Origin of the sequence: Aurantiacibacter xanthus (assembly GCF_003584015.1) — a bacterium.
Classification (GTDB): Bacteria; Pseudomonadota; Alphaproteobacteria; order Sphingomonadales; family Sphingomonadaceae; genus Alteraurantiacibacter; species Alteraurantiacibacter xanthus.
Genome location: NZ_QXFM01000020.1, coordinates 1 through 19,234 on the forward strand (window position 1 = coordinate 1; position 19,234 = coordinate 19,234).

Annotated in this window: 14 protein-coding genes and 2 tRNA genes; 13 read left to right on the forward strand and 3 right to left on the reverse strand. The window is 64.6% G+C overall.

Going from position 1 to position 19,234, the window contains the following annotated elements:
* The 6 genes from D2V17_RS02635 to D2V17_RS02660 form a co-directional block, all read left to right on the forward strand.
* A partial coding sequence (locus D2V17_RS02635) for a histidine kinase dimerization/phospho-acceptor domain-containing protein (RefSeq protein ID WP_147367200.1) occupies nt 1-1,200 on the forward strand: 1,200 nt, incomplete at its 5' end.
* Nucleotides 1,201-1,243: 43 nt separating this feature from the next.
* Complete coding sequence (locus tag D2V17_RS02640) at nt 1,244-2,242, forward strand: polysaccharide deacetylase family protein (RefSeq protein WP_119591592.1); 999 nt, start codon at nt 1,244-1,246, stop codon at nt 2,240-2,242.
* A gap of 72 nt (nt 2,243-2,314) precedes the next feature.
* A tRNA-Ile gene (locus D2V17_RS02645) sits at nt 2,315-2,391 on the forward strand.
* A gap of 30 nt (nt 2,392-2,421) precedes the next feature.
* Nucleotides 2,422-2,498 (forward strand) — tRNA-Pro (locus tag D2V17_RS02650).
* Nucleotides 2,499-2,927: 429 nt separating this feature from the next.
* Nucleotides 2,928-5,732 (forward strand): TonB-dependent receptor, encoded by a 2,805-nt coding sequence (locus D2V17_RS02655; protein ID WP_245978473.1) that lies wholly within the window; start codon nt 2,928-2,930, stop codon nt 5,730-5,732.
* Nucleotides 5,732-6,685, forward strand: a complete 954-nt coding sequence (locus D2V17_RS02660) for an alpha/beta hydrolase fold domain-containing protein (RefSeq protein WP_119591593.1) — start codon at nt 5,732-5,734, stop codon at nt 6,683-6,685. Before D2V17_RS02655 ends, D2V17_RS02660 begins: the two co-directional genes overlap by 1 nt.
* Nucleotides 6,686-6,782: 97 nt before the next feature.
* Here D2V17_RS02660 and D2V17_RS02665 read toward each other — a convergent pair whose 3' ends face one another.
* Nucleotides 6,783-7,532, reverse strand: coding sequence for a polysaccharide lyase family 7 protein (locus D2V17_RS02665; RefSeq protein ID WP_191229042.1), 750 nt, complete (start codon nt 7,530-7,532; stop codon nt 6,783-6,785).
* A 237-nt stretch (nt 7,533-7,769) separates the two neighbouring features.
* Here D2V17_RS02665 and D2V17_RS02670 point away from each other — a divergent pair, with 237 nt between their 5' ends.
* The 7 genes from D2V17_RS02670 (at nt 7,770) to D2V17_RS02700 (ending at nt 16,418) form a co-directional block, all read left to right on the forward strand.
* A complete protein-coding gene (locus tag D2V17_RS02670; RefSeq protein ID WP_119591595.1) occupies nt 7,770-8,510 on the forward strand; it encodes a FadR/GntR family transcriptional regulator in 741 nt (246 codons plus the stop codon).
* A 108-nt stretch (nt 8,511-8,618) separates the two neighbouring features.
* A complete protein-coding gene (locus D2V17_RS02675) occupies nt 8,619-10,895 on the forward strand; it encodes a polysaccharide lyase 6 family protein (protein WP_119591596.1) in 2,277 nt (758 codons plus the stop codon).
* Entirely contained in the window at nt 10,892-13,069 is a 2,178-nt protein-coding gene (locus D2V17_RS02680; protein WP_119591597.1) for an alginate lyase family protein, read from the forward strand. Before D2V17_RS02675 ends, D2V17_RS02680 begins: the two co-directional genes overlap by 4 nt.
* Nucleotides 13,053-13,433 (forward strand): cupin domain-containing protein, encoded by a 381-nt coding sequence (locus D2V17_RS02685; protein WP_220474053.1) that lies wholly within the window; start codon nt 13,053-13,055, stop codon nt 13,431-13,433. The genes D2V17_RS02680 and D2V17_RS02685 overlap by 17 nt, the downstream gene beginning before the upstream one ends.
* A 3-nt stretch (nt 13,434-13,436) precedes the next feature.
* Nucleotides 13,437-14,711, forward strand: a complete 1,275-nt coding sequence (locus D2V17_RS02690) for an MFS transporter (RefSeq protein ID WP_119591599.1) — start codon at nt 13,437-13,439, stop codon at nt 14,709-14,711.
* A 35-nt stretch (nt 14,712-14,746) separates the two neighbouring features.
* Nucleotides 14,747-15,502 (forward strand): SDR family NAD(P)-dependent oxidoreductase, encoded by a 756-nt coding sequence (locus D2V17_RS02695; RefSeq protein WP_119591600.1) that lies wholly within the window; start codon nt 14,747-14,749, stop codon nt 15,500-15,502.
* Nucleotides 15,503-15,530: 28 nt separating this feature from the next.
* Entirely contained in the window at nt 15,531-16,418 is an 888-nt protein-coding gene (locus D2V17_RS02700) for a sugar kinase (RefSeq protein ID WP_245978475.1), read from the forward strand.
* Between the two features lie 61 nt (nt 16,419-16,479).
* Here the strand turns inward: D2V17_RS02700 and D2V17_RS02705 are convergent, their stop codons facing one another.
* Nucleotides 16,480-18,441: a glycoside hydrolase family 3 protein gene (locus D2V17_RS02705; protein WP_191229043.1), complete on the reverse strand. Its 1,962-nt coding sequence runs from the start codon at nt 18,439-18,441 to the stop codon at nt 16,480-16,482.
* Nucleotides 18,442-18,502: 61 nt separating this feature from the next.
* Nucleotides 18,503-19,129 carry a YitT family protein gene (locus tag D2V17_RS02710; RefSeq protein ID WP_147367202.1) on the reverse strand — a complete coding sequence of 209 codons (627 nt, stop codon included), beginning with the start codon at nt 19,127-19,129 and terminating at the stop codon, nt 18,503-18,505.
* Nucleotides 19,130-19,234: the final 105 nt, after the last annotated feature.

Sequence of the window (19,234 nt, forward strand, 5' to 3'; positions counted from 1 at the left end):
ACAATCGCGCCGGTCCCCCTCAGCAAAGCCGAAGTGCTCCCCGAGCCAGCCCCGCCTGCCGCCGAGCCGCGCGTTATCGGCGACATCATCGACCGCATTGCGACCTATCGCAATGCCCGCCGCACCCCGGTGCTCGCGCCGCGCCTGCCGCTCGGCGATGCGCCCGAAACCACCAGCGTGATGGCCTTCGATGCGGTCACCGATGCCGAAGGGCGCGTGATGGCGGCAAGCGATCCGGTGCTGTCCGAGGTGCTCGGCATGCTGCTAACCAGCGCGCATCCCGGCCCGCTGACCGGCTTCGGCGACGGGCTGAGCCCGGCCTTCCGCCTGCACCAGCCGGTCCATGCCGGCCGCATCACGCTCAAGGGCCCCGGCCGCCTTGGCGGCGACTGGCTGATCGAGGCCGCGCCCATGTTCGCGCAGCCGCGCGGGAACTTCGCCGGCTATCGCTGCCGCCTGCGCCGCCCGCCGCGCGAGGCCGCCACCGAGACACGGGCACCGGAGAATGCCGCCGCAGACCGCATGCGCCAGATCCTGCACGAGTTGCGCACCCCGGTCGGCGCAATCCAGGGTTTTGCCGAGGTCATCCAGCAGCAGGTGTTCGGCCCCGCCCCGCACGAATACCGCGCCCATGCCGCCGCCATCTCGGTCGATGCGGCGCGCCTGCTCGCCGGGTTCGACGAGCTTGACCGGCTGGCGCGGCTCCAGACCGGCGCGGCGCAACTCGACAGCGGCGAGAGCGATCTGGCCGAGGTCTTCAGCGAAACGCTGCGCCGCCTGCGCCCGGTGCTCGAACCGCGCGACGCCACCATCGAGCTGGTCGCGGATCATCGCCCCTACCCGCTGGCCATCGCGCGCCACGAGACCCGGCTGCTCGCCTGGCGGCTGCTGGCCACCCTGGCCGGCGCCCTCGCCCCGTCCGAAACGCTGACCCTGACGCTGAAGCAGCGTGGGCAATCGGCGCAGCTCACCGGCGCCCTGCCCCAATCGCTGCGCGATCTCGATGCTTTCGACGACAAGCGCCGGGGCGCGCTTAGTTCAGGCGTATTCGGCCCCCGCTTCGCGCTCGACCTTGCCGCCGCCGAAGCTCAGGCAGCCGGTGGGACGCTCGCCTTCACCGAAACCCATGTAAACCTTCACCTGCCGCTAACCGATGGCGGGTTATTGACCCCTGAAGCGCAGGCCAATAGCACGCGTTAGGCAACCGGCGCAGAGGGACGCCGGAGCATCAGGAGTAGCGACGGTGGCCCTACGAAGCCTGTTAGACCCGCCACCATCGCACGCTCTCGCCCGCTTTTCCGATCGCAAGACCCGCTACCTGCTGACCGTCGATACCGAAGAGGAGTTCGACTGGGACAAGCCGCTCCGGCGCGAAGGCTACGGGCTCGATCATATTCCTCGCCTCGCCCGGTTTCAGCAGTTCTGCGAAGGCATGGGCGTGGTGCCGATCTATCTCGTCGACTGGCCGATTGCCACCTCGTCGCTGGCGGGCGAGATCCTGCGCGAACCCATCGCCGCCGGACGGGCGGAAGTGGGAGTCCAACTGCATCCATGGGTCAGTCCGCCGTTCACCGAGGAGGTGAGCGAGACCAACAGCTTTGCCGGAAATCTGCCCCATGTGCTCGAGGCCGAGAAGTTCGCCCGCCTGCGCGACCGGATCGAAACGCAGTTCGGCGCGGCTCCCCTGATCTATCGCGCGGGGCGCTATGGCCTCGGTCCGCGCACGGCAGAGATCCTTCAGGCCAACGGCATTGCAATCGATAGCTCGGTGCGGTCGAAATTCGACTATTCGGCAAGCGGCGGCCCTGATTATCGCCGCCACCCGCTGGGGCCCTACTGGCTCGACGAGGACCGCACGATGCTCGAATTGCCGCTGACCACCACCTTCTGGGGCCTGCTGCGCGAACTTGGCGACGCGATCTATCCCCGCTTGTGGCGCATGCCGCAGGCGCGTGGAGTGCTGTCGCATCTCGGGCTGCTCGAACGCATTCCGCTCACCCCCGAGGGCGTGGGAGTCGAGGAGGCCATGCGCGGCATCGACATGGCGCTCGACGCGCAATTGCCGGTGCTGGTGTTTTCGTTCCACAGCCCTTCGCTGGCGCCCGGCCACACGCCCTACGTCCGCACCGAGGGCGATCTCGACCGGCTTTACGACTGGTGGCGACGCATCTTCGCCTATTGCGCGCTGCGCGACGTCAAGCCTTCCTCGGTGGCCGATGTGCTGGCGGCGGTGGAGCGTTGAACAGGTGACAGCGCGTAGGTCTTGCCGTGCGGGCTTGCACAAGCTATCGGCCCATTTCGCGCTGACAAGGCGGGGCCTGTAGCTCAGTTGGTTAGAGCTGGCCGCTCATAACGGCTAGGTCGCGGGTTCGAGTCCTGCCGGGCCCACCAGCCTTGTTGTCAGCCGCGAACGATCCCGGTCGGGGAGTGGCGCAGCCTGGTAGCGCATCTGTTTTGGGAACAGAGGGTCGCAGGTTCGAATCCTGTCTCCCCGACCAATCGTTGTTTTTCCAACCTCATAGCGCGCGGCGCAGCACCTGCGATGCAACAGAGTGATGTTGCAGACCAATTGGCGCGCGCCATACGGTCCTGCCGTGACGCGCCGTCGCGGCAGCGGCGACGCACTGCGCCCGCCCCAGCCAACGGCCAAACAATATCGTACACCGTGGACCGGATCCCCCGTCAACCGGCCTGATCACGCGCGCCTGGATCAAACATCTAAACGCAACGATATCAGGACTCCAGACCAATTGGTATGACAGTTATTTCCAAAAAAGGTCCGCGAATGGACAAAACTGGTTGACGAAATTGCCTAGACAATTAATTTCCCCAAAAAACGACGGATGGGAGAGTGTCAGATGGCACGGAATAACGGTGTTGGGTGCAACTTGTTGGCTGGCAACGGCTGGGCGCGGCTGCGTTGCGGCGTGGCTTTGGCCGCGATCGCGTGGCCGCATGTGGCGATGGCGCAGGATAGCCAGACGGCTCCCTCCTCCAGCGAGCAGCCCGCCACCGAGATCGTGGTGAGCGCCATTCGCGCCACCATTCAGGATTCAATCGAGACCAAGCGTGAAACCACGGCCATCGTGGATTCGCTGTCGGCCGATGACATCGGCGACATCCCTGCCCTCTCGGTCGGTCAGGCGATCCAGACCATCACCGGCGCAACGACCCACCGCGAAAAGGGCGACGCCTCGGAAATCGCCCTGCGCGGCCTCGGGCCGTTCCTGAGCAATTCCACCTTCAACGGGCGCGAGGCCAGCAACGGCAGCGGCGACCGGTCGGTCAATTTCAACCAGTTCCCCTCGGAACTGATCAACAAGATCACGATCTACAAATCGCAACAGGCCAACCTCATCGAAGGCGGCGTCGCGGGCACCATCGAGCTGGGGACAGTGCGCCCGCTCGATTACAAACGCCGCCGCATTCAGATGGAAGGCAAGGTCAACTACAACCCCTATCAGGACCGGGTCTACGGCGACACTGGCCTTGGCTGGCGCGGCACGATCAGTCTCATCGACCAGTTCTCGCTCGGCGGCCTGGGGGATATCGGTGTCTCCATCGGCTACCAGCGGCAGCGCACCGCCAATCCCGAAGAAACCCTGGCCGGCAGCTCGACCTGGAGCGCCTGCGACGATTCCGTCGATGTGCTGACCGGAAACTGCCGCAACGTCACGAACGCCCAGGTGAATGACGGCACGCCGTTCTACATCGTGCCCAACGCCATGACCTATCGCCAGATCAGCGAAAACGATCAGCGCGATGCGGTGTTCGGCGCTATCCAGTGGCGACCGTCACCCACCGTCGAGATCAACCTCGACGTCGAGTATTCGGACCGCTCCTTCGCCGAAAACCGCAGCGACCTGACCTTCTCGGAAATGCGGCTCGGCCTGAAAAACCGCGAGGTCGATCCGGCCGGGTTCCTGCGATACGTCGAGGGCATGACCTCGCTCGAGTCCAACTCGACGCTGACCGAGCGCTCGGAGGAGTATCTTGGCGGCGGGCTCGAAATCGCGGTCGAGGCCAGCGATCGCCTGCGCCTTGTGGCCGACGTGTCCTATTCGGATACCACCCGGCTCGATCGGTCGCGCAGCACCCGTCTGCGCACCGACCCGCTCGACATTTACGGCAATCGCACGCCGGTCGGCAATCAGCGCGTGGCCTACACCTACGACGCACGCGACAGCTTCGCGCCGGTGTTCACGATCGATCCGCGCTTCGACCTCAATGACTGGTCGCTGTTCAGCGACGATGCCCGCCTGCGTCGTGACGAGCGCGAGCGCAGCAACACGATCTGGGCTGGCCGGCTCGACGCCAGCTATGAACTTTCCGGCCTGATATCCGCGCTGCACGCCGGGGTTCGTTACAGCCATCAGACCTATAACGACTACACCGACCGGGTGGAGATGACCCAGGGCGACCGCAATGTGGATCGCGATGCGAACCTCGCCTGCCGCACCCGCTTCCCGCAGCGCGACTACCTGAAGGATGCCCCCGGCGACCAGATTTCCAGCTGGGCTACCTTCGATCCGCTGTGCCTGTTCGATGCCTATCTCGGCACCGAGGATCCGGGCCCCAACGACGACCTGCGCGCCATCACCAACACCGATGTGCTCGAACAGGTCTGGGCAGGCTATGTCATGGCCGACTACGAAGGCGACATCGGTTCGCTGCCCGTGCGCGGCAACGTGGGTGTCCGCGTGGTCAGGACCGAGGTGGAATCGAACGGGCTGCGCAGCGCTCTCGATATCGTCAACAACGGCGACGGCACGATCCGGCTGGTCGAAACCGGCGACTTCGAGACGGTGACCATCAAGCACGACACCACGCGCGTTTTGCCCAGTGCGAACATGATCTTCGAACTCAAGCCCGAGCTGTTGCTGAGAGCGGCTGCCTATCGCGCAATGTCGCGTCCGGCACCCAGCGCGCTCTCGGCAGGCCGCTCGATCCAGCTCGATGACGGCACGGCCTTCACCGACGTGGCCGATGCCATCCGCAACATTCAGGCGGCGGGCAGCCCCCGTCTGGAGCCGCTGATGTCATGGAATGGCGATCTGGCGCTGGAGTGGTATCCCAATCGCGACACCATCCTGTCGACGACGGTCTATTACAAGCGCTTCTCCGGCGGCTTCCAGCCCGTCCGCATCAACGAGGATTTCGTCCTCGGCGGGCAGCAGGTGAATATCCCGGTCTCGCAGACCCGCAACAGCGACGACAAGTCGACCGTCTATGGTCTGGAACTCACCGCGGCGACGCGCTTCAGCTTCCTGCCCGCACCGCTCGACGGTCTCGGCGCGAAGGTGAGCTACAACTATGCGAAGTCGAACTTCAAATCGCACGATATCCTGCTCGGCGACATCTACGATCCGGTGACCGAGGAAGTCGAGCCGGGGATCATTCCGCCCGCCAACCTCTCGGGCTATTCGAAGCACGTGCTGTCGGCGCAGGCCTATTACGACATCGGCCCGGTCTCGCTGCAGGGCATCTACAACTACCGTTCGCAGTATTATCAGGACTTCGTCGGCGGAAACAGCCAGCTGCGCTATGTCGGCGACAACCAGACCTTCGACCTGCGCGCATCGCTCGACGTGATGCCGGGCGTGTCGCTGCGGGTGGAAGCGCTCAACATCTTTAACGAACCGAAGGTGACCTACATGCCGGTGGTCGGAAGCACGCGCCAGTATCACTACTATGGCTCCAAGTACTTCATCGGCCTGCGGGTGAAGCTGTGATGCGCCCGGCTCTGCGCACGAGGCGCGCCTGCCGCAAGCTGGCAACGGCGCTGATGGCCTCGACGGTGATGCTGGCAGGCTGCGCCTCGGCGCAACCGGCCGGCACACAGGCCCCCGCCTCGGTGTCGGCACGGCCATCGCCGGAAGCGACCGGCCCGGTGGCGGCGGTCTACAAGGATCTGGTCTATCGCTCCATCGACGGGACCGACCTTCACCTCGATCTCTACACCAGCGCCCACGCCAATGGGCAGCCCTCCCCCGTTCTGGTCTATTTCCACGGCGGAGCCTGGGCGCGCGGTCAGCGCCCGGAAAGCTGGCGCGGCTATTCGCGGTTCCTCCAGCGCGGCTACGCGGTGATTACCGTGCAGTACCGTCTGGCGGGCGAAGCGCAGGCTCCGGCGGCGGTGCAGGATGCCCGCTGCGTGCTGCACTGGATCGGCGCAAATGCCGACCGCTACGGCTTCGATGTCGACCGGATTGTCGCCCACGGCACATCCGCCGGTGGCCACCTCGCCCTGATGGCGAGCTACCTCGAAGCGGCAGACGGGCTTGATACCCCCGACTGCGAGGGCGTGCCCAGGGTTGCCGCCGTGCTCGACTTCTACGGACCGACCAACCTTGCCCAGCCCTACAACGGCGCTGCCTCGGGTCGCCACCCCTCGGTCGTGCGCTGGGTTGGCGATGGCCCCGGCGCGCATGACATGGACGTGCGAATGTCGCCGCTCACCTATGTCGGGCCGGACGTGCCGCCGACCATGATCGTCCACGGCGACAGCGACGATGTGGTGACGATCGACCAGTCGCGCGAACTTTACGCTGCTCTGCAACGGGTCGAGGTGCCCACCGACATGGTGATCGTGCCGGGTGGCGGCCACGGCAAGTTCCCCGACGCCGAGAAAGCGCGCGTCGCCGGAGAGGTCGATCGTTTTCTCACCACAATCGGCCTTCCGTAAAAGGCCTGCGCGCAGCCAAGACCGCGCGCACAATCTGCCTGCTGAAACGAATTGCGCCGCCCATTCCCCGGAAATGGGCGGCGCAATCATATCCCGGTCAGGTATCGAAGTTCAGGGTCGACAGGCGGACGCTGCAATCGCCTGCATTCTGGAGGTAGCAGCCCGTTTTGAAATACACCGACTTCGACGACTGGGTGTAGTAGCTCATGTTGTCCGACCAGGTTTGCACGTCATTATCGCCGAGCTTCGCGGTGATCGTGCCATTGTCGTTGTAGACGAGGTCGAGCTTCGTGAAGCTCGTGGGTGCCGGCCCCAAAGGCTTGTACTGATACTGCGGCGAAAGCCCTGCGTTCGTGCGGTAAATACCCCAGAGGTAGTTGCTCAGGCCGCTGCGCGAACTCAGGAATTCGACCCGCAGGATCGGCTGGCCGCCAGTCTGCCCGTAGATCTGCGCGACGGTGAAACGGGTGGAGTAAGACCCGCCATATCTCAGGCTCAGCCGCAGGTTCATGGCCATATCAGTGCGACTTCCGGCAAAGGAATCGCCCCTCAACTCATTGCGTTGCGAAGAGCCCCCGCCCTCGATGGTGAACTGCATGTTGGTATTGTCGAGATACCAGTTATCCGGATCGTAATAGTAATTGATGATATTGCTGTTCGTTATGCAGGTGCTGGAGGTCGGAAGCTGCAATTTGGCATGTTCCAGCGCATTCTTGAACTTCGCCTCGGAATAGGGCGATCCATTGGTGTCCTGCACCGGATCGCAGGCGAATGCAGCCCAGGCCGGCGACGCCAATCCCATGCTGAGCCCCACTGCCCCGGCAAACGTGATGCATTTCTTACGCATATTCCTCTCTCCCTTATGATATTTGCAAGAGGTATGCATATAAAGTGTATATTGGCAATACAAAGAGGATTGCACTTGAACGGGTGCGCAGCGTGGGGATCCTTGCCGCCAGCCCGGTGGACGACATGGCGTGCCAGAGCGAACTCAGCGACGTTGCGCTAGGCGATATGGCCATGCCAATTCATCGGTGCTAACAATGGTTTCGCTTACCAAGGATACGGATTCACAATGGGTCAAATGTCGACAAAGAGGCTATTCCAAACGGTTGCCAAGCAGATTGAAGACCTCATCGACGAGGGACTCTATCCGGCCGGAACGCGCCTCCCCGGCGAGCGGGAGCTTGCGGAGAAACTGGGCGTAAGCCGTGTGACCATTCGCGAGGCGGAGATTGCCTTGCAGGCCATGGGCCGCCTCGAAATCAAAACCGGATCAGGTGTTTACGTCAGCGACACACCTCCGGCGATGAAGCACACTCTGCCGAAGGTCAGCGCGTTCGAGGTGACCGAGGCGCGCCTGCTGATCGAATCGGAAACGGCAGCCCTCGCCGCGCTCAATATCGACGAGGCCGGCATCGAACATCTCGAAGATCTGGTCGCCAGGATGCGGTCAGGCAGCGAGAAAGAAGCCAACGAGGCCGACGAACTGTTTCACCTGAGGATCGCCGAAGCATCGAACAATGCCGCCATGGTCCATACCGTGAAGGCGCTCTGGCAGATGCGTGAAGACATACCCGAGGTAAAACAGATATATGCATCCGTCTGCGTACACGATGCGCAGTCGCGGACCGAAGAGCACAAGGCAGTGTTCGATGCCATCAAGGCGCGCGATCCCGCCGGCGCACGCGCTGCCATGCGCGACCACTTCCACCGCCTGATCGACGCCATGCTCGATGCAGCGGAACGCAAGGCCATCGACGAGGCCAGGCAGCAGGCAAGCGCCAGCAGGCAACGGTTTGCGGCGGCCACCCGCATGTCCTGATTTGGTATTATATCGTTTTTCAAATTATCATACCAAAGTGATTGACACTTTGATCGCCCCTCGGCTAGCCCATGCTCTGCGAACATGGCCAAAGGCCGGGAGAGGACTATGCTCAGGATATGCCTGCTAGCGGCCGTAACGCTATTGCCTGCCACCCCGGCCTGGGCAGAGCACTACTACGTCCGCAACCAGGGCGAGTACGCACAGGCGCTTCGCGGCGTTGAAGCTGGCGATGTTATCATCCTAGCCAATGGCGAGTGGCGGGATGTCAATCTCGTCATCACCGGCCAGGGGCGCGAAGATGCGCCGATCACCCTGATCTCGGAGGAGCCGGGCAAGGTTGTCCTCACCGGGCAGTCGAGCCTGCGGATCGGCGGGGAGTACATCCTCGTGACCGGTCTTGTGTTCAAGGACGGATACAGCCCGCGCAGCGAGGTCATCTCGTTCCGGCGCAACCGGGACGATCAGGCCCGCAATTCCCGCGTGACCGAAGTGGTCATCGACGGCTTCAGCAAGCCCGGCCGCGATGACACCGACATCTGGGTGGGCCTCTATGGATCGAACAACCGGTTCGATCACTCCTTTCTTGCCGGCAAGACCAACAAGGGCGTCACCCTCGCCGTTCGTCTCGACACCGAGGAGAGCCGCGAAAACGGCCACCGCATCGATCACAACTACTTCGGCCCGCGTCCGCCTCTGGGCTCCAACGGTGGCGAGACTGTGCGGATCGGCACCAGCACCTATGCGATGTTCAATTCGAACACGCTGGTGGAGAACAACGTCTTCGACCGCTGCGATGGCGAGGTCGAGATCATCTCGTCGAAATCGGGCGGCAATATCTATCGCGGCAATGTGTTCCTGCAATCGCAGGGCACGCTCACACTCCGCCACGGCGACAACAATCTGGTCGAGCGCAACATCTTCCTCGGCGGCGGCAAGGAGAACACCGGCGGCATCCGTGTCATCAATCGCGGGCAGACCGTGCGCGACAACTACCTCGAAGGCCTGCGCGGAACCGGCTTTGCGAGCGCCCTGACGGTGATGAACGGCGTGCCCGATTCCCCGATCAACCGCTATGTGCAGGTCGAGCGGGCGAGCATCACCAACAACACGATCGTCGACAGCGCCCGGATCACGCTGGGCGCGGGTGCCGACGAGGAGCGCTCTGCGCCGCCCATCGCCAGCACCTTCGCGCGCAACCTGCTGGGCGGGATCGAAGGCAAGGCGTTCATCGCGGTCGATGCGGATATCTCGGGCATCGCCATGGCGGACAATCTCGTGGTCGCGGGCGAGATCGGCGCCGCACTGCCGGATTTGCAGCGCGCCACCCCTCAGGCCGACCGCGCCGCAAACGGCCTGCTCTATCCGCTCGACCCCGCGCTGGCGCAGATCGGCGCGCCGCGCGATCTCTCGCCGGTCAGGCTCGATGAGGTCGGCCCTGCCTGGTACGCAAAGCCCTCCGCCGATGTCGCCTTCGGTTCATCGGGACGCGTGATCGCGGTGACGAGCGAACCCGATGCCCTGGCCGATGCGGCGGATGCGGCTGGCACCGGCGACATCCTCACCCTCACGGCTGGCGAGTATCTTGCCAACCGGCCCGTTGCGCTGGACAAGGTGCTGACCATTCGGGGTGTACCGGCAAATGAAGGCGAAAGCGTGATCCGGTTTACCGGCCCGACGCTGATCGAGCTGCGCGAGGGCGGCAACCTCCAGCTGGAAGACCTCGTGATCGACGGCAGCCTTGCGCCTGCGACGGCGGGCAATGCCGTGATCCGCACCGCAGCCGAGCCGATCCAGTCGAACATGCGCGTGGACATGGACCGCGTGAACGTGCGCAATCTCGACAGCGCCGAGGCGTTCAACGTGCTCACGCTGGGCGAAAGCACCCACGCCGACCGCGTGGCGATCCACGACAGCGCCTTCGCCGGGATCACCGGCACTGTCGTTTCCGCAGCAGCGGAGACCGGCGATGTCGGCTGGTACAACGTTGAGCATCTCGAAATCTCGGGGAGCAGCTTTGCGCAGGTCGGCGGCCCGATTGCCGACATCTATCGCGGCGGGCGCGATGAAAGCACCTTCGGGCCTTCCGTGGCGATCACCGACAATACCCTGTCCGACGTGGGTCTCGCTGGGGGTCGCGCCGGGAGCCGCGAGCAAGCCGCCTCCATCCGCCTGCACGGCGTGCAGACCGCGCAGATCGCGCGCAACACCTTTACCGCCAGCGCCCCGCTGATGATCGCACACACCGCCGGCACGCCCGACAGCGCCGTGATCGGCAACACCTTTTCCGCCACGCCCCGGCCGCTCTACGCCGAACTGGTTTTCAACGGACAGCCCCGCGTGCGGGAGCGTGACAACACATTCGCCGAGGGGAATGCGAAATGATCAGGCGCGCGCTCATCGTATCGCTGGCGCTGGCGGGCTGTGCCCCGGTGCACGCCCGGCAGGCCCCTGCCTCGCTGCCCCCGGCCCTGCCAGCCGCCGACCTGCCCCCGCTGTTCGCGGCAGAGGTGGAGGATGCGCGCAGCTTCGTTGACGCGATGATGGAACGCGGCGTCGTCGTTCCGGTCCCCAGGGATCCGGGCGGCGGCTACACCCACGAACAGCACAAGCGCAATTACAAGGCGATCTACCTCGGCGGCCAGCTCTACCGCGTGACCGGCCAGCAGGCCTATGCCGACTATGTCCGCGACCTGCTGCTCGCCTATGCCGAGCTCTATCCGACACTTGGCGATCATCCGGCCAGAGCCAACCAGAACCCCGGCCGCCTGTTCTGGCAGGTGCTCAACGATGCGGTCTGGCTCGTCCATTCGGTGCAGGGCTATGGCGATATCCGCGATACGCTGAGCGAGGCCGACCGCCAGCTGATCGACGATCAGGTTTTCCGCCGCGCGGCGCAGTTCCTGTCGGTGGATTCGCAGGCGACGTTCGACCGCATTCACAATCACGCCACCTGGGCGGCGGCGGGCGTGGGCATGACCGGCTACCTGCTCGGCGACGACGATCTGGTCGAACGCGCGCTGATGGGCTCGGACAAGAGCGGCACCACCGGGTTCCTGCGTCAGACCGAGCTGCTGTTCTCGCCCGACGGCTATTACACCGAGGGACCGTACTACCAGCGTTATGCCCTGATGCCGTTCATGGTGTTTGCCGATGTCATCGCCAAACACGACCCTGATCGCCACATCTTCCAGTGGCGCGACGGCATCCTGCTGAAGGCCCTGCAAACGACGATCCAGCTGACCTACGACGGCTATTTCTTTCCGTTCAACGATGCCCTGCGCGACAAGAGCCTCAACACCGACGAGCTCTACCACGGCGTCGCCATCGCCTATGCGGAAACGGAAGATTCGGGCCTGCTCGACATCGCGCGCTCGCAAGGCCGCACCATTCTCACCGACGATGGCCTGAAGCTCGCGCGCGATCTGGCCGCGGGCAAGGCGCGGCCTTTCCCGTTCCGCTCGCTGCTGCTCTCCGACGGGCCGGAAGGCGATCAGGGCGCGGTGGCGATCCTGCGCCATGGCGAGGGCGACGGGCATATGGCGCTGGTCGCCAAGAACACCTCGCAAGGCATGGGCCACGGCCATTTCGACAAGCTGAGCTGGCAGCTTTACGACAACGGCCACGAGATCGTGCGCGACTATGGTGCGGCGCGCTTCCTCAATATCGTCGCCAAGGAAGGCGGGCGCTATCTGCCCGAGAATGAGAGCTGGGCCAAGCAGACCATCGCCCACAACGCGCTCGTCATCAACGGCGAGAGCCATTTCGGCGGCGACCAGAAGCTGGCCGATCTCCACGCCCCGCAGCAGCTCTATTACGACGCGGGGGCCGACCTCCAGATCAGCACCGCGACCATCGACAGCGCCTATCCCGAACATGGCGTGACCATGACCCGCTCGCTGGCCCTGCTTGATGTGGCCGGTCTCGATGCGCCGGTGGTGATCGACCTGCTCAATGCCTCGGGCAACGGCTCGCTCACCTACGACCTGCCGCTGCACTATACCGGGCAGATCATGGAGACCGGCTTTCCGGTCAGCCGCAACCTTGCCGAACGGCCCGTGCTGGGCGAGGCCAACGGCTACCAGCACATCTGGGTCGATGGCACGGCAACGCCCACTGCCGACAACGCCTTCATGACCTGGATTCTCGGCGGGCGGTTCTACACCTACCGGTTCGTGCCGCAGGACAGCCTGAGCGTGATCCTCGGCGAAAGCGGGGCGAACGACCCCCACTTCAACCTGCGCCGCGAACCGATGATCATTCAGCGCAAGAGCGGCGGCACCGCGGCAAGCTTCGTCAGCGTGCTGGAATCGCACGGCCTTTACGACGGGGCCGCGGAAGAGACCGTCGGCAGCCGCAGCCAGATCGCATCGTTGCGGCATGAAACGCGCGACGGCTACGACTTCGTAATCGTGGAGACGACAAGCGGCACCCGGACCGCCCTCGCCCTCTCCTACGACCGCGATCCCACCAAGACACACAATGCGAAGATCGACGGCACCGATGTGCGCTGGACGGGCTTTGCGGCGCGCATTGCGCTCGATGGAGAGAACGACTGATATGGGCACGCCAGTTACCGACCAGAGCCAGGCCTTCGTGTTCGCCGATGCGGTGGAGAAAGAGGAGCTTGGCGGCGGCGTTTCGCGCCAGATCCTCGGCTATGGCCCCGATCTGATGATCGTGCGCGTGTGGTTCGCCGAGGGCTCGGTGGGGCCGGTCCACGCGCATCCGCACAGTCAGGCGAGCTATGTCGAAAGCGGCCGCTTCGAAGTGTTCGTCGACGGCGAAAAGCGCGAGCTGGGCGCGGGCGACAGTTTCTACATCGCGCCGCATCTCGATCACGGCGCCGTGTGCCTCGAAGCGGGCGTGCTCATCGATACCTTCAGCCCGGTGCGCAAAGACTTCCTTGGCAAGGAGGGCTGAGCGATGAAGGCGGGCAAGCTGCGCTACTGGATCGTGGGCCTCGTCGCCATCGCGACGATCATCAACTACATCGACCGCGGCGCGCTCGCGGTGTTCTGGCCGGAGATTTCGCAGGAGCTTGGTCTGACCAAGGCCGACTATGCGATCATCATCAACATCTTCACCTTCGCCTACGCCTTCGGGCAGACGATCTTCGGCAAGATCTTCGACTGGATCGGCGTGCGGCTGGGCTTCGTGCTCTCGATCGTGGTCTGGTCGGCGGCGACGATCCTGCACGCGCTGGCCACCCAGATGGCGAGCTTTGCGATCTTTCGCGGCCTGCTGGGCGTGGCCGAAGCCGGCAACTGGCCGGGCGCGACCAAGGCCAATGCCGAGTGGTTTCCGATCAACGAGCGGGCGCTCGCGCAGGGCATTTTCAACTCCGGCGCGGCCATCGGCGGGATCGTCTCCGCGCCCGTGGTGGGCCTGCTGTTCGTGTTTCTCGGCTCGTGGCAGGCGACCTTCATCGCCATCGGCGCGCTCGGCTTCCTGTGGCTGATCCCCTGGCTGATCGTCTACAAGTCCGGCCCGGACAAACACCCATGGATCTCGGAGGAAGAGCGCCAGTTCATCCTCACCGGCCAGCGCAACAAGGATGTCGACGAGGTCGCCGACTATGCCCCCGGCTCGGGCGAGATCCTGTCGCGCAAGGAAAGCTGGGGCGTCATTATGGCCTCGTTCTTCCTCGACCCGATCTGGTGGCTGTTCGTCGGCTGGCTGCCCCTCTACCTGTTCGAAACCTACGGTTTCGGGGTTGAGGAAATCGCCACCTACGCAGGCATTCCCTATGTCGGGGCGATGTTCGGCGCCTGGTTTGGCGGATTGCTGGCACAGAACCGGATCAAGGCCGGCTGGACGGTCAATCGCACCCGCAAGTCGGTGATTGCGCTGGGCGGTGTGATCATGCTGGTCTCGCTGCTGGCGACCACGCAGGCGGCCACGCCCCTGCTCGCGGTGCTGCTGATGGCGGCGATCCTGTTCGGCTTCCAGACCGCGGTCGGCAATATCCAGACCCTGCCCAGCGACTTCTACAGCGGCAAATCGGTCGGCACCCTGTCGGGCTATGCCGGAACGGCGGCCAAGCTGGCGGTCGTCGGGCTCAACTTCCTCATCCCGGTCATCACCGTGAATTCCTACGCCCCGGCCTTCATCGTCGGTGCCGGCCTCGCGATTCTGACCGTGCTCTCGGTGCTCGTTCTGTGCCCCGAAATCAAACCCCTCAAGCCCAAAGCCGCATAACGCGGCCAACCCTCGAAAGAACGAAAGACAAGATCATGAAACTCACAGGCAAGACCGCAATCGTCACCGGAGGCAGTCGCGATATCGGACGCGCTATTTCGGTCAAGCTGGCCAGCGAAGGCGCCAATGTCGTCGTCAACTGGTTCGATAACGAGAGCGACGCCGATGCCACGCTGGCCCTGATCGAGGCAGCCGGCGGCGGCAAGGCGATCAAGGTGCATGGCGATATGACCAAGGGTGCCTCGGCGCAGGCACTGGTCGATGCCGCGCGCGAAGCCTTCGGCGGCGAAATCCACATCCTCGCCAATGTCGTTGGCGGTCTGGTCGCACGCAAAACACTCGACGCAATGGACGAGGATTTCTTCAACTTCCTCATGCAGCTCAACATGACCTCGACCTTCCTCGCCACCAAGGCCGCCGTGCCGCACATGCCCGCTGGCGCGTCGATCGTGAACTTCGCTTCGCTCGCCGGGCGTGACGGCGGCGGTCCGGGTGCCAGCGCCTATGCCACCTCCAAGGGTGCGGTGATGACCTGGACCCGCGCGATGGCCAAGGAACTGGGCCCCAAGGGCATTCGCGTGAACGCGCTGTGCCCCGGCATGATCGCAACCAGGTTCCACGACGACTTCACCAAGGACGAAGCCCGCAAGTACGTCGCCAACGCCACCGCACTGCGGCGCGAGGGGCTGGCCGAGGAATGCGCCGACACCGTCGCCTATCTCGCCTCCGACGAAGCCTCGTTCCTCACCGGCGTCAATCTCGACATCAACGGGGGTCTCGCGTTCTCCTGATCGCGAAGATCTGCAACAACAGGCTGCAATGAAAACCTTTATCTTCGGCGAAGCGATGCTGGAGTATCATAGCCATGGCGGAGCCGGTCTCCGCTATGGCGGCGATACGCTCAACACCGCGATCCATCTCGCACGGGCCGGGCTCGACGTGGCTTACGTTACGGCGATAGGCAGCGATCCCATCAGTGATGCGCTCGTTGCCGCCTGGGCTGCCGAAGGGATCGATACCCGCCACGTGTTGCGCCACCCGCAGCGCAACCCTGGCATCTACGCAATCCACGTCGATGCCCACGGCGAGCGCAGCTTTCTCTACTGGCGCGATCGCAGCGCCGCGCGGAAAATGTTCGAGCTGCCGGGGATCGATGCAGCATTGGCTGAGGCCGCGCCAGCGAAGCTGGTTTACTTCAGCCATATTTCGCTGGCGGTCATCTCGCCGGAAGGTCGAGAGCAGTTGCTGGGGCTTTCGGAGAAGCGCAAGGCCGATGGCCGCGCTGTCGCTTACGACAGCAACTATCGCCCCGCCCTCTGGCCGGACCAGCACGCCGCCCGCGCCCTGTCGGAGCGGGCCATGGCAGCAGCGACAATCGGGCTACCCACCAACAGCGACGAGCGCGAGCTGTGGCAGACCAGCGAAGACGAACTGGAGATCGCCAGACGATGGCTTGCGTTCGGTCAGGATATGGTCGCGGTGAAAGCGGCCGAGCGTGGCTGCGTGCTGGGCACGGCCGATGAGGCCCCGCGCCTGATCCTGGCCCAGCCCGCCGAAGTGATCGATTCGAGCGGCGCTGGCGATGCCTTCAATGCGGGTTTCCTGGGCGGCTGGCTTGGCGGGCAACCTTGGGTCGATTGCGTCGAGGCGGGGCAGGCATTGGCGCGCAAGACGCTCTCGCATCAGGGCGCGATCAAGCTCGGGTAACGGCAGCGTTGCCCCCGGTCACGCTGGCGCGGCGGGTAGTGTTCCCGCGCGGCAGCGAGACCTATCGCTCAGGCGCCTGCCAGCGATAGCCCAGCGCATAGAGCGGTGCCGCGCTATCGGCCGGAGCACCGGGGCGCTGCGCCTCCACCGCCTGCATCGACACCGGCAGTTCGAACGGCAGCTTGCCGCGCGGGGTCACCGCACCGGTCAGCACATCGAGCAAGGCCGCATCGCTTGCGCCGAAGCTCGCCAGCAGCACATTCGCGCGAGGGCGGAACGGGGTGAGGATCGCGGGCCGGTCCAGTTGCACATCGGCCACCAGCGGCAAGCCTTCGGGAAGGCTGGCCATGAATTGCAGCGCCTCGTGATCCTCGGGGAAGGCAAGGCTCCCCTCCTGATGCATGGCCCCGAACACATAGCCGGGGTGCAGCATTTCCGACGGACTGCGGGTGCGCAGGATCGCAAAGTCGGCCTCGGCAGGATCGCTCACCGGCACCAGCCCCGCCGCTTCCGCCGCCTCATCCGACAGCCCGAACAGCACCACCTTTGCGCCCTTCTGCACCGGCAGCGAGCCATCGTTTTCGAGCGGCACCATGCTTAGCGCCATGGCCTCGCGCCCGCGCGCCTTCTCTTCCGCCGTACCGACCTCGGCCTCGGCACGCGCCGCATCGACATAGGGGTTCTCGAACAGGCCCAGTTCGAAGCTCTGCTTGAGGATGCGGCGGACCGATGCGTCGATCCGCTCCTCGCTCACCAGCCCCAGCCGCACCGCCTCAAGCAGAGGCGCGGGATCGTCGACCCCGCCGAACTGATCGACCCCCGCATCGAGCGCCTTGGCGAAGCGTTCGGGCCGGGTCAGCTCCTGCACGCCCCAGCCGGTGGAAATATCGGCGAAGCTGGGTGCCTCGCCCTCCGGCGAACCCTCGATGCAGCGTTCGTTGCAATCGTTGGTGATGGCCCAGTCGGACAGGACCACGCCATCGAAATGGAGCTGGTCGCGCAGGATGTCGGTGACGATCACCTTCTGGTAGGCCACGCCCACCGGCTCCAGCTTCTGGCCGCGCAGTTCCAGCTCCTCGATGATCGAATAGGCCGGCATCACGCCCGAGGGCTTCGCCTCCAGCGCGGCAGTGAACGGGATGATCGCCTGCTGCCACTCGGTGATGTTCAGCTTCGCCATCCGGCCATAATAGTTGTGCGCATCGAACCCGGTCGACGAGGCGGAATAGCCGGCAAAGTGCTTGATCACCGCCGCCACCCCGCCCGGCTGCACGCCGCTCGCACCGCCCTGCAAGCCTTCGACCAGAGCCCGCGCCACGCGCCCGGAAACCTTCGCGTCTTCCCCCAGCGTATCGAAGTTGCGCGGCCAGCGCGGTTCGCTCGCAAGGTCGATCTGGGACCCGAGCAGCATGGCAAAGCCCACCGCGCGCAAATCATCGCGGACCAGTTCGGCATAGCTGCGGGCAAAGTCGGGATCGTCGAGCGCGCCAAAGGCCACGCCGTTGGGCCACTGGCTGAACTGCCCACCCGCCACGCTCGCTCCGGCCAGCTCGGTATAGCCGTGGCGCGGGTCGGTCATGATCAGCGCAGGCACGCCGAGCCGGTGCCCCTCAGCCGCTTCCTGCACCGCGTTGTTGGCCTCGGCCAGCGCCCGGTTTTCGGTGGCGAGGCGCGAGATGAAGTGGGTCGCGCGGGTCTTGCCCATGGCCTCGGTCAGCGCCGCGATGTCGTAGCCGGTGGCAGGCTCTCCCGGAGGCGCATTGCCCGGCAACGTGGCGACGATCATCAGCCCCGCCTTTTCCTCCAGCGTCATGCGCCCGGCAAGATCGGCAGCGCGTTCGGCAGGAGTGAGGCGCCAATCCTCGTAAGGCGTCAGTTCACCATCGCGGTCGAGATCGCGGAAGGCGATGCCGTCATCCTCGATGATCGGCACCACCCGGCTTTGCAGCTCAGGGGCCGGAATGTCCTTCGCACAGGACGCCAGCAACAGTGCGACCGTGGCTACAAGCGCGCTTCTACCCAAGACTGACTCTCCCTTTACCGTTTGCCCCTCTTTAACACGGCGCAGATCGGTAAGGGCAAGCCTAATGCCCGGTATAGCGGCCCGGACGGTGCCAGGCGACGAGGATCATGTTGATCGCCACCATGCTCAGAACCGACCAGCCGAAGGCAGCCAGATCGAGCGAGGTCAGCGCCACCAGCAGGATCGCCGCATCGAGCGCCATGTGCATCCGCCCCACGCTCCATCCGCGCGAGTTCTGCATCCACACGGCAATGATGTTGACCCCGCCAACGCCCGTCTTGTGCCGCAACAACGCCAGCAGCCCGAACCCCGCACAGGTGCCGCCTCCCAGTGCCGCAAAGGCCGGGTGAATGCTCGCGATTTCCAGCGAATTGCGGGTAATGGCGGCAAAGATGAAGATCAGGCCGCAGGCGATGATCGTGCGCAGCATGAACGGACGGCCCAGCTTCATCAGTCCGATCAGGAAGAACGGGATGTTGATGAGGAAGAACAGCAGCCCCACCCCCATGTGCACGTGATAGCTCGCCAGCAGAGCCAACCCGGCCACGCCCGCGGTGACGAGCCCCGCAGCCTTCATCAGTACCAGCCCGAAAGCGATCAGCCATGCACCCGTCACCAGCGCATAGGCATCCTCCAGCAGAGTGTGGCGGGTCCGGTCGCGCGGAGGTGATATGGTTTCATTTGACACCACATGCAAATAGACCGCACAGCCCACCCTGCGCAAGCACCTTGCCGAGCGGGCGATCTGCCCCTATTTCGCGCCCCAACTCATTCCCCGATAACACCGAGCTCG

Excerpts from the sequence above, each read along its gene's own strand:
- D2V17_RS02660 (WP_119591593.1), top strand. The coding sequence starts at position 5,732 with ATGCGCCCGGCTCTGCGCACGAGGCGCGCCTGCCGCAAGCTGGCAACG.
- D2V17_RS02665 (WP_191229042.1), bottom strand. The coding sequence starts at position 7,532 with ATGCGTAAGAAATGCATCACGTTTGCCGGGGCAGTGGGGCTCAGCATG.
- D2V17_RS02670 (WP_119591595.1), top strand. The coding sequence starts at position 7,770 with ATGTCGACAAAGAGGCTATTCCAAACGGTTGCCAAGCAGATTGAAGAC.
- D2V17_RS02675 (WP_119591596.1), top strand. The coding sequence starts at position 8,619 with ATGCTCAGGATATGCCTGCTAGCGGCCGTAACGCTATTGCCTGCCACC.
- D2V17_RS02680 (WP_119591597.1), top strand. The coding sequence starts at position 10,892 with ATGATCAGGCGCGCGCTCATCGTATCGCTGGCGCTGGCGGGCTGTGCC.
- D2V17_RS02685 (WP_220474053.1), top strand. The coding sequence starts at position 13,053 with ATGGAGAGAACGACTGATATGGGCACGCCAGTTACCGACCAGAGCCAG.
- D2V17_RS02690 (WP_119591599.1), top strand. The coding sequence starts at position 13,437 with ATGAAGGCGGGCAAGCTGCGCTACTGGATCGTGGGCCTCGTCGCCATC.
- D2V17_RS02695 (WP_119591600.1), top strand. The coding sequence starts at position 14,747 with ATGAAACTCACAGGCAAGACCGCAATCGTCACCGGAGGCAGTCGCGAT.
- D2V17_RS02700 (WP_245978475.1), top strand. The coding sequence starts at position 15,531 with ATGAAAACCTTTATCTTCGGCGAAGCGATGCTGGAGTATCATAGCCAT.